Annotated in this window: 9 protein-coding genes; 7 read left to right on the forward strand and 2 right to left on the reverse strand. The window is 64.2% G+C overall.

Translation table 11 applies throughout. From position 1 onward, the window contains the following. The first annotated feature begins 56 nt into the window (after positions 1-56). Complete coding sequence (clpX, locus tag M1D32_RS08740) at positions 57-1,337, forward strand: ATP-dependent Clp protease ATP-binding subunit ClpX (RefSeq protein ID WP_458781834.1); 1,281 nt, start codon at positions 57-59, stop codon at positions 1,335-1,337. 104 nt (positions 1,338-1,441) lie between these two features. Next, a complete protein-coding gene (locus M1D32_RS08745) occupies positions 1,442-2,071 on the forward strand; it encodes a mycothiol-dependent nitroreductase Rv2466c family protein (protein WP_458781835.1) in 630 nt (209 codons plus the stop codon). Between the two features lie 374 nt (positions 2,072-2,445). On the opposite strand, the gene valS is transcribed toward M1D32_RS08745, so the two are convergent. Continuing rightward, positions 2,446-5,067: a valine--tRNA ligase gene (valS, locus tag M1D32_RS08750; protein WP_458781836.1), complete on the reverse strand. Its 2,622-nt coding sequence runs from the start codon at positions 5,065-5,067 to the stop codon at positions 2,446-2,448. A 116-nt stretch (positions 5,068-5,183) separates the two neighbouring features. On the opposite strand from valS, the gene M1D32_RS08755 reads away from it, so the two are divergent. The 5 genes from M1D32_RS08755 (at position 5,184) to ndk (ending at position 11,924) form a co-directional block, all read left to right on the forward strand. After that, positions 5,184-5,942: an SDR family oxidoreductase gene (locus M1D32_RS08755; protein WP_458781837.1), complete on the forward strand. Its 759-nt coding sequence runs from the start codon at positions 5,184-5,186 to the stop codon at positions 5,940-5,942. Positions 5,943-6,307: 365 nt separating this feature from the next. Next, on the forward strand, positions 6,308-9,631 hold the full coding sequence (ileS, locus tag M1D32_RS08760; protein ID WP_458781838.1) for an isoleucine--tRNA ligase: 3,324 nt from the start codon (positions 6,308-6,310) through the stop codon (positions 9,629-9,631). 4 nt (positions 9,632-9,635) lie between these two features. Next, positions 9,636-10,994, forward strand: coding sequence for a bifunctional folylpolyglutamate synthase/dihydrofolate synthase (locus M1D32_RS08765; protein ID WP_458781839.1), 1,359 nt, complete (start codon positions 9,636-9,638; stop codon positions 10,992-10,994). 3 nt (positions 10,995-10,997) lie between these two features. After that, positions 10,998-11,465: a DUF4233 domain-containing protein gene (locus M1D32_RS08770; RefSeq protein WP_458781840.1), complete on the forward strand. Its 468-nt coding sequence runs from the start codon at positions 10,998-11,000 to the stop codon at positions 11,463-11,465. A 39-nt stretch (positions 11,466-11,504) separates the two neighbouring features. Further along, positions 11,505-11,924, forward strand: coding sequence for a nucleoside-diphosphate kinase (gene ndk, locus M1D32_RS08775; protein WP_104998214.1), 420 nt, complete (start codon positions 11,505-11,507; stop codon positions 11,922-11,924). Between the two features lie 81 nt (positions 11,925-12,005). Here the strand turns inward: ndk and M1D32_RS08780 are convergent, their stop codons facing one another. Next, complete coding sequence (locus tag M1D32_RS08780; protein ID WP_458781841.1) at positions 12,006-12,689, reverse strand: vitamin K epoxide reductase family protein; 684 nt, start codon at positions 12,687-12,689, stop codon at positions 12,006-12,008. Between the last annotated feature and the right edge of the window lie 397 nt (positions 12,690-13,086).

The raw sequence follows: 13,086 nt of genomic DNA on the forward strand, positions 1-13,086 counted from the left end.
AAGATTCCAGCAACGGTGCAAGGCTGCCTGGCAGCAAGATACTAAGGGGTTCACATATGGCTCGGATTGGCGAGAGCACGGATCTGCTGAAGTGCTCTTTCTGTGGAAAGAGCCAGAAGCAGGTGCGCAAGCTCATTGCCGGGCCCGGTGTCTACATCTGTGATGAATGCATTGAGCTTTGCAACGAAATTATCGAAGAGGAACTGGCGGAGGTTGCCGACCTTGGCAGCTTCGAGCTTCCCAAGCCCCGAGAAATCTTCGACTTCCTGCAGGAATACGTCATCGGCCAGGAGCCTGCCAAGCGCTCCCTCGCTGTCGCCGTATACAACCACTACAAGCGCATCCAGGCCGGCCATGCGCCGAAGTCCGGAAGCCTGGCTGAGGGCGGCCACCACGACGACGTCGAAATCGCCAAGTCGAACATCCTCCTCATCGGTCCCACCGGCTGCGGCAAGACCTACCTGGCCCAGACCCTTGCCCGGCGCCTGAACGTGCCTTTCGCGGTAGCTGATGCCACGGCCCTAACCGAAGCCGGCTACGTCGGCGAAGACGTGGAGAACATCCTCCTCAAGCTCATCCAGGCCGCGGATTACGACGTCAAAAAGGCCGAACAGGGCATTATCTACATCGACGAGATCGACAAGATTTCCCGCAAGAGCGAGAACCCCTCCATTACCCGCGACGTCTCGGGCGAGGGCGTTCAGCAGGCGCTGCTGAAGATCCTGGAAGGCACTGTTGCCTCCGTTCCTCCGCAGGGCGGCCGGAAGCACCCGCACCAGGAGTTCATCCAGATTGACACCACCAACGTGCTGTTCATCGTGGCCGGTGCCTTTGCCGGCCTTGAGGAGATCATCGGTTCACGGTCCGGACGGAAGGGGATCGGCTTCGGCGCACCGCTCAATGAGGCCAGCAAGAAGATCGATTCCTATGGTGAAGTGATGCCGGAGGACCTGCTGAAGTTCGGCCTTATCCCCGAATTCATCGGCCGCCTCCCGGTGATCACCACGGTGTCCAACCTGGACCGCGACGCCTTGATCCAGATCCTTTCCACGCCCAAGAACGCCCTGGTGAAGCAGTACCAGAAGATGTTCCAGATTGATGGCGTGGAACTGGTGTTTGATGACACCGCCCTGGATGCCATTGCCGAGCAGGCGCTGGAACGCGGCACCGGTGCCCGCGGCCTGCGCGCCATCATGGAGGAAGTTCTGCTTCCCGTGATGTTCGACTTGCCCAGCCGGGAAGACGTAGCCAGTGTCGTCATCACAGAGGACGTCGTCCTGAAGGGCGCGGAACCAGCCATGATCCCGCACGTCACCAAGCGCCGGAAGTCTGCCTGATTCCGGGACCCACGCCGGCCCAGGCATCTGCCTGACCAAGGCGCTGTACCCACCACGCTGTAAGTGGCTGCGTTCTGCGCAGTCAGCCCCAGGAAGGATCTCCCATGACTGAATCTGCCACCACCGGATCTGCTCAGAACAAGGCGGACTTCTGGTTCGATCCGCTCTGCCCCTTCGCCTGGATCACCTCGCGCTGGATCGGCGAAGTGGAGGGCGTCCGCGATATCGAAACCGTCTGGCATGTCATGAGCCTCGCCGTCCTGAACGAGGGCCGCGACCTGGAGCCCGCGTACCGTGAATCCATGGACAACGCTTGGGGTCCGGTCCGCGTCATCATCGCCGCCCAGCAGGAACACGGACAGGAAGTGGTCAAGGCGTTGTATGACGCCATGGGCTCCCTGATCCACGAGCGCGGCGAGAAGGACCGCTCCGTTGTCATCACCAAGGCGCTGGCGGAATGCGGTCTCCCCGCCGAACTGGCAGCAGCCGCCACCACCGACGCTTTCGACGGCCAGCTGCGCGCAAGCCACGAGGAAGGCATCTCGTTGGTTGGCCAGGACGTCGGCACGCCTGTGGTGGCCTTTAATGGAACTGCTTTCTTCGGCCCGGTCCTCACGCGCATCCCGCGCGGCGAAGAGGCCGGCAGGTTGTGGGACGCCACCACGGCGCTTGCTTCCTTCCCGCACTTCTTCGAACTCAAGCGCAGCCGCACCGAACGGCCCGAGTTCGACTGACATTGCGCCGGCCGCTCCGTCACAAGGGCGGTCCGCACCAGCACAGAGAGAGCCCCGGTAGAACTACTCGGTTGTAGTTCTACCGGGGCTCTTGCGCTTGCTGATGGGCAGGACAATAATGGTCTTTACCCACTTCGAAAGAAGTGGGACGCAGAAACCAAAGATTCAGTGATATGTCTTCGACGCAGCCATCGGCAAAGTCAGAAGCAAGCTACCAGTGACGAGGTAGGAAGACCTGAAGATCCCAGGATTCTGCCAGACCATCAAAGACGTCACCAGGATGGCCGAAAGTCGAAGCCCCACCAACGGCAAAACGCTGATGGGGCTTCCCCTTTGCCCTAAAACGGGCGGCACTACGGTCGGGCTGCCGACATTCAGGCTTGGGCAGGTTCCTCCGTTGCCGCCAAGGCAACGTCGCTGACCGTCAGCTCGCCGTCGCCGACCAGCAGGGTGATGTCCCTGGCATTCGACGCCGCCTTGAGGTCGGCCAGCCCTGCCTTCAGCTGCGTGGTGAGTGCCTCCGACGCCGTGATGATCGCCGAGAGGACCTCAGTGCGCTGCTTGACCTTCGCTTCGGACTTCGCCTTGCGGACACCACTCAAGGCAACGCCCACGGTGGCAAGCATGGTGGTGTCGCCACCCGGGACGTCCAACGGTGCGGGCCAGTGGGCGCGGTGGACGGAACCGGCACGCCACCATCCCCAGACCTCTTCGGTGGCAAAAGGCAGGAAGGGCGCGAACAGGCGCAGCAGGGTATCCAGGGTGGTGGCCAGTGCCGCGAGGACGGAAGCCTGTTCGGCGTCGCCCGCGGCACCGTACGCCCGGTCCTTGATGAGCTCCACGTAGTCGTCCGTGAACTGCCAGAAGAAGGTTTCCGTGATCTGCAGTGCACGGGCGTAATCGTAGTTCTCGAACGCCTTCGTGGACTGTGCCACGACCTCCGCCAGCTGGGCAAGGACTGCCCGGTCCAGCGGGTTGGTCAGCACCGAAAGGTCACCGGACAGCACTGACGCCTCCGTGGCGCCGAGGTTCAGCACAAACTTCGAGGCATTCAACAGTTTGATTGCAAGGCGGCGGCCGATCTTCATCTGCGCAATCTCGTAGGCGGTGTCGGCCCCGAGCTTGGCGGAGGCCGCCCAGTAGCGGACAGCGTCGGAGCCGTATTCCTCCAGCACGTCGGTGGGAACCACCACGTTGCCCTTGGACTTGGACATCTTCTTGCGGTCGGGGTCCAGGATCCAGCCGGAGATGGCAGCGTGCTTCCACGGCGCGGTGTTCTCCAGGGCATCGGCACGCACCACGGACGAGAACAGCCAGGTCCGGATGATGTCATGGCCCTGGGGCCGGACGTCAAAGGGGAACACCTTGGCGAACAGGTCCTCGTCGCGCTTCCAGCCGCCCACGATTTTGGGCGTCAGCGACGACGTGGCCCAGGTGTCCAGGATGTCGGCGTCGCCGGTAAAGCCGCCGGGAAAATCGCGCTGGGCTTCGTCGAACCCGGGAGCAGCGTCTGCTGCGGGGTCCACCGGCAGCTGCTCATCGGACGGAACGATGGGGGAGTCGTAGTCCGGGTTGCCGTCGGAGTCCAGGGGGTACCAGACAGGGATGGGCACACCGAAGAAGCGCTGGCGCGACACCAGCCAGTCGCCGTTGAGCCCTGCGATCCAGTTCTCGTACCGTGAGCGCATAAAGGCGGGGTGGAAGTCGATCTCATGCCCGCGGGCAATGAGCCGCTCCCGGCGGTCCTCGTCCCGGCCGCCGTTGCGGATGTACCACTGGCGGGAGGTGACAACTTCAAGGGGCTTGTCGCCCTTTTCGTAGAAGTTCACGGGGTGCATGATCTTCTTGGGCTCGCCCTCGAGCAGGTCGGCAGCGGTGAGGAGCTTCACCACTTCTTCCTTGGCGCTGAAAACCGTCTTGCCCGCAATCGCGGCGAAGGCTTCACGGCCGATGTCGGTGGTGATCCATTCGGGGGCCTCGCTGACGATCCGGCCGTCCCGGCCCACGATGGCGCGGGTCGGAAGCTGCAGTTCACGCCACCAGGTGACGTCGGTCAGGTCACCGAAGGTACACACCATCGCAATGCCGGAGCCCTTGTCCGCTTTGGCAAGAGGGTGCGCCTTGACCTCAACCTCAACGCCGAACACAGGGGACGTAACCTTCTTGCCGAACAGCGGCTGGTACCGTTCGTCGTCGGGATTCGCCACCAGCGCGGCGCACGCCGCGAGCAGTTCGGGGCGGGTGGTCTCGATGTAGATCCTCTCCCCGTCCTCGGTGAAGAACGGGTAGCGGTAGTACGCCCCGGGCACCTCGCGGTCCTCCAGTTCGGCCTGGGCCACCGCCGTCCGGAACGTCACGTCCCAGAGCGTGGGTGCTTCGGCCATGTAAGCGTCGCCCGCGGCGAGGTTGGCCAGGAAGGCGCGCTGCGAAACCGCACGCGAGTTGTCATCGATGGTGCGGTAGGTGAGTTCCCAGTCCACGGACAGGCCAAGGGTCTGGAAGAGGTTTTCGAAGACCTTCTCATCCTCGACCGCAAGCTCCTCGCACAGCTCGATGAAGTTGCGGCGGGAGACGACGTCGAAATCCCGCTGGTTCTTCGCGGGCTGTGCCGGCGGCTGGTAGTCAGCGTTGTACGGGATGGATGGGTCGCAGCGGACGCCGTAGTAGTTCTGCACACGTCGTTCGGTGGGCAGGCCGTTGTCGTCCCAGCCCATCGGATAGAAGACGTTCTTGCCGGTCATGCGCTGGTAGCGCGCCAGCACGTCTGTCTGCGTGTAGGAGAACATGTGCCCCACGTGCAGCGATCCTGAGGCCGTGGGCGGGGGAGTGTCGATCGAGTAGACCTGCTCCCGGGTGGTGTCCCTGTTGAACTTGTAGGTCCCCTCGGCAAGCCAGCGCTGCGTGAGGGAAGCTTCCAGGCCCTCGAGGGCCGGCTTGTCCGGAACGTTGATGGGGGCGGTGTTGGGCGTGTCTGTACCCTGATTGTCTTCAGCCATTCGCCAATTGTTTCATGGACGGGCCCTTCCGCCGGTCCGCTGCAGCGGCGCTGCAGCCTCTGTTGCCGTGCGTCATGCGGCAGCGTGCTCCGGGCGCCTGCCGCTAGGGTGGTGCCATGACTCAGGACTTCCAGAAAAAGGCAGCTTTGGTGACGGGCGCGAGCAGCGGAATCGGGGAGGCAACGGTCCGCGCCCTGGCGGCGCAGGGGTGGACAGTGTTCGCTGTGGCCCGCCGTGCGGAACGTCTCGCCGCCCTCGAAGCCCGGACGGGCGCCGTTGGAATTCCTGCTGATATTTCCGAGGACGACGACGTGTCCCGGCTGCTTGCCCTGGTATCGGAAGCTGGGGGAATCGACACCTTGGTGAACATCGCCGGCGGCGCCCGGGGGGCGGATGCCATCGGCGCCGCGAATACCGAGGACTGGGAGTGGATGTACCGGGTCAACGTGCTGGGCACCATGAAGCTCACCCGGGCATTCCTGCCGATGCTGCGTGCCAGCGGCGAAGGTACCGTGCTGAACCTGACGTCCACGGCCGGCCTGGCCGCGTACGAGGGCGGAGGCGGCTACAACGCCGCGAAGTTCGCCCAGCATGCGATGACCGGGGCGCTGCGGCTGGAGGAAGCGGAAAACAACCTTCGGGTCATCGAAGTCGCTCCCGGGCTGGTGTACACCGAGGAATTCGCGCTGAACCGGCTGGGCGACCGGCAGGCCGCGGAAAAGGTCTACCAGGGGGTGGAGAAGCCGCTGACGGCGGAAGATGTGGCGGAAGTGGTCCGGTACGCCGTGACAGCCCCGCACCACGTCAACCTGGACCAGATCGTCATCCGTCCGGTCGCGCAGGCCGCAAACCACAAACTGATCCGTAAGGGCTAGCACCTAAGGAACTCCCGGTGGTCCGCGTCCCCGTTCAGCGTACGCTCCCTTATTGGTGGCACGGCCAGGGAAATAGTAGACTCGAAAGCGGCTATGACCCGGCTATCACCGGTGAGCTTCCGGAAGAACGCGCAAACCACCTGACCAGGCGGGGAGCGTCAGTAGAACCGGACGGGTAAGCCCGTCACAGCAGTAATGAGAGGCCGGAGCTGGCACGTTCCCAAGGAACGGGCAGCGCCGGTAAGTGAGGTGGTACCGCGGTGGGCGTGGGGTCTGGAGGACAACACGGCAGCCGTCCTCGCATCCTGAACGGAACTGTCAGGCGCAAGCCGGCAGTTCGCCAAGCTCAACCCAGGATGTCGAGAATGACGTATTACCCCAAGGCCTCAGCCTCCACCAGTGGCACCTCTTCCAGCCGCAACGCGGGTGTATCCGCCTCCGTGAAGTTCCCGGAAGTCGAAGAGCGCATCCTCAAATACTGGGACCAGGACGGCACCTTCCAGGCCAGCATCGACCAGCGCAGCGCGGACGTCCCCGGCGGTGAACCCGGCAGCAATGAGTTCGTGTTCTACGACGGCCCCCCGTTTGCCAACGGCCTGCCGCACTACGGCCACCTGCTCACGGGGTACGCGAAGGACCTCGTGGGCCGCTACCAGACCCAGCGCGGCAAGCGCGTGGAGCGCCGCTTCGGCTGGGACACCCATGGGTTGCCGGCAGAGCTGGAAGCGATGAAGCAGCTGGGCATGACGGACAAGACCCAGATCGAAGCCATGGGCATCGACAAGTTCAACGATGCCTGCCGCGCCTCCGTAATGAAGTACGCCGACGAATGGCGCAGCTACGTCACCCGGCAGGCACGCTGGGTGGACTTCGACAACGACTACAAGACCCTCAACGTGGAGTACATGGAGTCCGTCCTCTGGGCGTTCAAGCAGCTCCACGAAAAAGGCCTGACCTACAACGGCTACCGCGTCCTGCCGTACTGCTGGAAAGACGAAACCCCCCTTTCCAACCATGAACTGCGCATGGACGACGACGTCTACAAGAACCGCCAGGACCAGACCGTCACGGTGACCTTCCCCATCAGCGCAGGGGAGTCCGAACTGTCACGGCAGCTCGCTGGCGTGCAGGCGCTCGCCTGGACCACCACGCCCTGGACCCTGCCCACCAACGCCGCGCTCGCCGTCGGCCCTTCCATCACCTACGCCGTGCTGCCCGCCGGCCCCAACGGCATCAAGGCCGCCGCAGCCGACGCGCCCGTCAGCGGCAGCTTCCTGCTCGCCGCCGACCTGCTGGCCAGCTACGCCAAGGACCTGGGCTACGACGATTTCGAAGCAGCACGGGCCGCCGTCGTGTCCACCCACACGGGCGCGGAACTGGAAGGCCTGGCGTACCAGCCGCTGTGGCAGGACTTCGCCGACAACGAAAAGTACGGCATGGAGAATGCCTGGCGCATCCTCGTGGCAGATTACGTCACCACCACGGACGGCACCGGCATCGTCCACCAGGCACCCGCCTACGGCGAGGACGACCAGAAGGTCTGCGAAGAGGCCGGCATCCCGGTGATCCTTTCCGTCGACGAGGGCGCCAAGTTCCTCCCGCTCTTCAAGCACGGCGACCTGCACGACATCGTGGGCCTGCAGGTCTTCGAAGCCAACAAACCGATCACCCAGGTGCTGCGCGCCCAGGGCCGCCTGGTCCGCCAGGCCAGCTACGAGCACAGCTACCCGCACTGCTGGCGCTGCCGGAACCCGCTGATCTACCGGGCGGTATCCTCCTGGTACGTGGAGGTCACCAAGTTCAAGGACCGGATGTCCGAGCTGAACCAGGAGATCAACTGGATTCCCGGCAACGTCAAGGACGGCCAGTTCGGCAAGTGGCTGGAAAACGCCCGCGACTGGTCCATCAGCCGCAACCGCTACTGGGGCAGCCCCATCCCCGTGTGGCAGTCCAGCGACCCCGAATATCCCCGCACGGACGTGTACGGCTCACTCGCCGAGATCGAGGCGGACTTCGGCCGGCTCCCGCTGAACAAGGACGGCCAGGTGGACCTGCACCGCCCGTTCATCGACGAATTGACCCGGCCCAACCCGGACGATCCCCGCACGCCCGAAGAAGGCCAGTCGGTGATGCGCCGCGTGGAGGACGTGCTGGACGTCTGGTTCGACTCCGGCTCCATGCCGTACGGCCAGGTCCACTACCCCTTCCAGAACGAAGCCTGGTTCGATACGCACAACCCTGCCGACTTCATCGTGGAGTACATCGGACAGACTCGCGGCTGGTTCTACATGCTGCACATCCTCTCCACGGCCCTGTTCGACCGCCCGGCCTTCCGCAACGTCATCAGCCACGGCATCGTGCTGGGTTCGGACGGGCAGAAGATGTCCAAGAGCCTGCGCAACTACCCGGACGTCTCCGAGGTGCTGGACCGCGACGGCTCGGACGCCATGCGCTGGTTCCTGATGTCCAGCCCCATCCTCCGGGGCGGCAACCTGGTGGTTACCGAGCAGGGAATCCGCGACGGCGTCCGCCAGGTCATCCTGCCGCTGTGGAACGTGTACAGCTTCTTCACGCTCTACACCAACGCCTCCAACGGCGGGGCAGGCTATGACGCGAAGTTCCGCTATGACGGCTACGCCGACACCCTGGACCAGTACTTGCTGGCCAACACCGGCGAGCTGGTCCGAAACATGACGGTGCAGCTGGACACCTATGACATTTCGGGCGCCTGCGATGAACTGCGCAGCTACCTGGACATGCTCACCAACTGGTATGTTCGCCGGAGCCGCCAGCGGTTCTTCGACGAGGACCAGGACGCCTTCGATGCCCTGTTCACCGCGCTGGAAACTGTCTCCCGCGTAGCAGCGTCCCTCCTGCCGCTGGTCTCCGAGGAGATCTGGCGCGGGCTCACCGGCGGCCGTTCCGTGCACCTGGCCGACTGGCCGGATGCGGACCTGTTCCCGGCCAACCCGGACCTGGTGCAGGCCATGGACAAGGTCCAGCAGATCTGCTCCACCGGTTCCTCGCTCCGCAAGGCGGCGAACCTCCGCGTCCGCCTGCCACTGCAGGAACTCACGGTAGTGGCACCCGGTGCAGATGCCCTGGGCGGTTTTGCCGGCGTCGTGGCCGATGAGCTCAACCTCCGCTCGGTCCGCCTGCTGGACGCAGCAACGGCTTCCCCGGAGGAGTTCGGGATCCAGCAGAAGCTGGTGGTCAACGCCCGTGCGGCCGGGCCGCGCCTGGGCAAAAACGTCCAGGCCGCCATCAAGGGCTCAAAGTCAGGTGACTGGTCAGTCGACGACGGTGTGGTCACTGCCGGCGGGCTCCAGCTGGAACCGCAGGAATACACCCTGGAGACAGTGGTGGCGGAGTCTGAAAGCGGCAGCGCCTCGGTTGCAGTCCTGCCCGGCGGCGGGTTCGTCGTCCTCAACACTGAGGTCACCCCGGAGCTGGAGGCCGAAGGCCTGGCCCGTGACATGGTCCGCTCCATCCAGCAGGCCCGCAAGGATGCCGGACTTAATGTCAGCGACCGGATCCGGACCAGCATCACGGCTGACCAGAATATTGTGGATGCCTTGAAAGCCCATGAAAGCCTCATTGTCAGCGAAACCCTGACCGTGGAGCTTGGCCTGCACCCGGGTGGCGATGGCACGGAACAGCAGATCGCCGTTGAAAAAGTAGAGGCATAAATCCATGACTGACGAATTTTCCGTAGAGAGCGTTTACGCCGAACTGCTGGGCCGGGCGCCGGAAAACAAGATGGAACCGCGGCTTGCCCCGCTGTTCCGGGCGATGGACGTGCTGGGGGAGCCGAACAAAGCCTTCCCGATCATCCACGTCACCGGGACCAACGGCAAGACGTCCACCGCCCGCATGATCGAATCCGTCCTGCGGGCCCACGGCCTGAGCACCGGCCGGTACACCAGCCCGCACCTGTCCAAGGTCACCGAACGGATCAGCATCGACGGGCACCCGGTCCCGGATGAAACCTTTGTCCGCATCTGGGACGAAATCCGCCCCTACCTGCAGATCGTGGACTCCGAGCTGGAGGCCGCGGGTGAGCCCCGGCTCACCTACTTCGAGTGCCTCACCATCCTGGGCTTCGCCATCTTCGCGGACCAGCCCGTCAACGTGGCGGTCATCGAAGTGGGACTGGGCGGCATCACGGACGCCACCAACGTGGGGGACGGGCTGGTTTCGGTGGTCACCCCCATCTCCCTGGACCATACTGACCTCCTCGGCGACACCACCGAGGACATCGCCTACGAAAAGGCCGGGATCATCAAGCCCGGCGGCTACCTCATCAGTGCCGCCCAGCCGCTCGACGCAGCCCAGGTACTTTTGGAGAAGGCCAAGGACGTGGGCGTGCCCTTCAAGTTCGAGGGAGTGGAATTCGGCGTCGAGTCACGGACCGTGGCGGTTGGTGGCCAGATGGTCACCCTCCAGGGCATCGCGGGTCGCTACCCGGATCTGCTCGTGCCGCTTCATGGCGCGCACCAGGCGCAGAATGCGGCTGTGGCTGTGGCTGCGCTCGAAGCGTTCTTCGGCGGCGAAAAGGAACTCGGCTTCGACGTGCTGCAGGAAGGCTTCGCCGAGGTCACCTCCCCGGGCCGGCTTGAGGTGGTTCGCACGGCACCCACCATTGTGGTTGACGCTGCCCACAACCCAGACGGCGTCAGAGTGTCCGCAGCCGCCCTCCAGGAGGCCTTCACCTTCACCAGGCTGGTACCGGTGGTGGGAATCCTCAAGGAGAAGGACGCCGAGGAGATCCTCCGCCAGCTCAAGGAGTCCCTCGGCCATATGGCCGAGGAGTACTGCTTCACCCAGTCGAACTCCCCGCGCGCCGTCCCTGCGACCGAACTCGCCGAGCTCGCCATCGACCTCGGTTTCGGCGAGGACAACGTGCACGTCGCGGAGAAACTCGACGACGCCCTGGAATGGGCCGTGGAACGCGCCGAGGCAAACGACGACCTTTCCGGCGGCGTGCTGGTGACCGGTTCCATCACCCTGGTGGCCGAGGCGCGGATCCTGCTCGGGAAGACGGAGGCGTAGGCAATGGCCAAGCTGACCAAAGCCCAGCGCGAATGGCGGCCGGGCATGCCCAAAAAGCGCCGTTCCACCAAGGTGATGTTCGCTTCCACGGTGCTGCTGCTGGAAGCCTTTGTGATGTTTTTCGCCACCCTCGCGGTGTTCGGGCTGCGCCGCGGGGAGTTCCCGCCGGCCCTGATCCTCGGTGTGGGCATCGCTCTGAGCGTGCTGATGATCGTGGCCTGCGCCTTCCTCACCAAGCCCTGGGGCATCGGCCTCGGGTGGATCCTGCAGCTCGTCCTGATCCTCACCGGCATCTTCGAGCCCGCCATGTTCCTGGTGGGCGGGCTGTTCGCAGTGGCCTGGTGGTACGGCATCCGCACCGGAATCCGGCTGGACCGGGAAGCCGGGGAGCGGGCCCGCGAGCAGGCCGAATGGGAAGCGGCCCACCCGGACGAGGCCGCGGGGCCCGGCCAGCAGCCGCAGTCCCCGTAGACTTGACCCGAAATCCCTTACCAACGCATTGGAGCAGTTGTGACTACTGAGCGCACCCTCGTCCTGATCAAGCCCGACGGCGTCGCCCGCAACCTCACCGGGGCCATTCTGGCCCGGATCGAAGCCAAGGGCTACACCCTGGCCGAGCTGAAGAAGGTGGACGCGTCCCGCGAGCTGCTGGAGCAGCACTACGAGGAGCACGTAGGCAAGCCCTTCTACGAGCCCCTGGTGGAATTCATGCTCTCCGGCCCAGTGGTGGCAGCCATCTTCGAAGGCCACCGCGTCATCGAAGGCTTCCGCTCCCTGGCCGGCACCACCGACCCCACCACGGCGGCCCCCGGCACCATCCGCGGCGACTTCGGCCGCGACTGGGGCCTGAAGGTCCAGCAGAACCTGGTCCACGGCTCCGACTCCACCGATTCCGCCGAACGTGAGATCAAGATCTGGTTCCAGGCGTAGCCTCACCGGTATGACAGATAAGGCCGATGTTCTCCAGGAACATCGGCCTTATCTGTCACTTCAAACGGTTGGGAGGCGGCTTTAGAAGCCCGAGGTTCCGGCGAAAACCTGGATGAAGGCGAAGAAGATCGTGGCGATGACCGCCACATACAGCAACGCGGTGATAATCCACCCGGAGTCGCCCAGGATGCGGGCGGCGTTTTCCGGCATCGGAATTACCCCGGCGGTGACGTTCCGGACGGTCACCCAGACGAACAGGGGAATCATCGCCGCCCAGACGATCATGCAGAACGGGCAGAGGATGTGGATATCGTAGAGCGCCTGGGACCACAGCCACACCACGAAGGCGAAACCAAGCGTGACCCCGGCCTGCAGGCCTACCCAGTACCAGCGGGCAAAGGTTGCGCCGGCGAGCAGCGACATACCCACGGTTATGATGACGGCGAAGGCCACGATGCCGATGAACATGTTCGGGAAGCCGAACAGGGAACTCTGCCAGGTTTTCATTACGTCGCCACAGGAAATCCAGGGATTCACGTCACACACCGTGGTGTGGTTGGGATCCTGCAGCACCGCGAGCTTTTCCAGCACCAGGGTTCCGGAGGCGAGCCAGCCGATGACACCCGTGATCACCAGCAGCCAGCCGAAAGGCCGGTTGCGGGTCATCGCCGGGACACTTCCTGCGGTCCTCTCCGCCGGGTCGCTGTCCTGGTTCAGGCTCCGTTCCTGGGCAGGGGTGCCGCTGAGGGGGGAGATGCTGGGCATTGGTGTGGCGTCCTTTTCATCCGGTGCTCCTTGCCTGATTGTAACGCCGAAGGCTGGAAGGGCCGTCCAGACGAGGGGAATGGGGCCCAGCGCGTTTGGTGCTGCCTCCGCCGGGATTTAGCCCGGGTATGAGAGAATGAACGTGGCTGGAAGCCGATCCACATTCGGACTCCGGTCCGGTGGCTTGTTCCCAAGACCGCCAATGACGAGCAGGGCAGGCATCGGTTCCACCGACGCAGTCTCCCGCGACTCCATTGAGCGGCACCTGGTTGTAGCACGTAGAACAACGGGTTTCAGAACATCCCGCCGGCCCCCACGGGCTGCCGCACCCCACTGCCGGTGCGAACCTGGGGGTATCCATTTGACTTCTGTCAACGCCTGCGGGTTTTGACAATAT

This window comes from Arthrobacter sp. D3-16 (assembly GCF_054408515.1).

Bases quoted from the DNA above. Each gene is read 5' to 3' on its own strand.
- clpX (WP_458781834.1), top strand. From the start codon at position 57: ATGGCTCGGATTGGCGAGAGCACGGATCTGCTGAAGTGCTCTTTCTGT.
- M1D32_RS08770 (WP_458781840.1), top strand. From the start codon at position 10,998: ATGGCCAAGCTGACCAAAGCCCAGCGCGAATGGCGGCCGGGCATGCCC.
- M1D32_RS08755 (WP_458781837.1), top strand. From the start codon at position 5,184: ATGACTCAGGACTTCCAGAAAAAGGCAGCTTTGGTGACGGGCGCGAGC.
- valS (WP_458781836.1), bottom strand. From the start codon at position 5,067: ATGGCTGAAGACAATCAGGGTACAGACACGCCCAACACCGCCCCCATC.
- M1D32_RS08780 (WP_458781841.1), bottom strand. From the start codon at position 12,689: ATGCCCAGCATCTCCCCCCTCAGCGGCACCCCTGCCCAGGAACGGAGC.
- M1D32_RS08765 (WP_458781839.1), top strand. From the start codon at position 9,636: ATGACTGACGAATTTTCCGTAGAGAGCGTTTACGCCGAACTGCTGGGC.
- ileS (WP_458781838.1), top strand. From the start codon at position 6,308: ATGACGTATTACCCCAAGGCCTCAGCCTCCACCAGTGGCACCTCTTCC.
- M1D32_RS08745 (WP_458781835.1), top strand. From the start codon at position 1,442: ATGACTGAATCTGCCACCACCGGATCTGCTCAGAACAAGGCGGACTTC.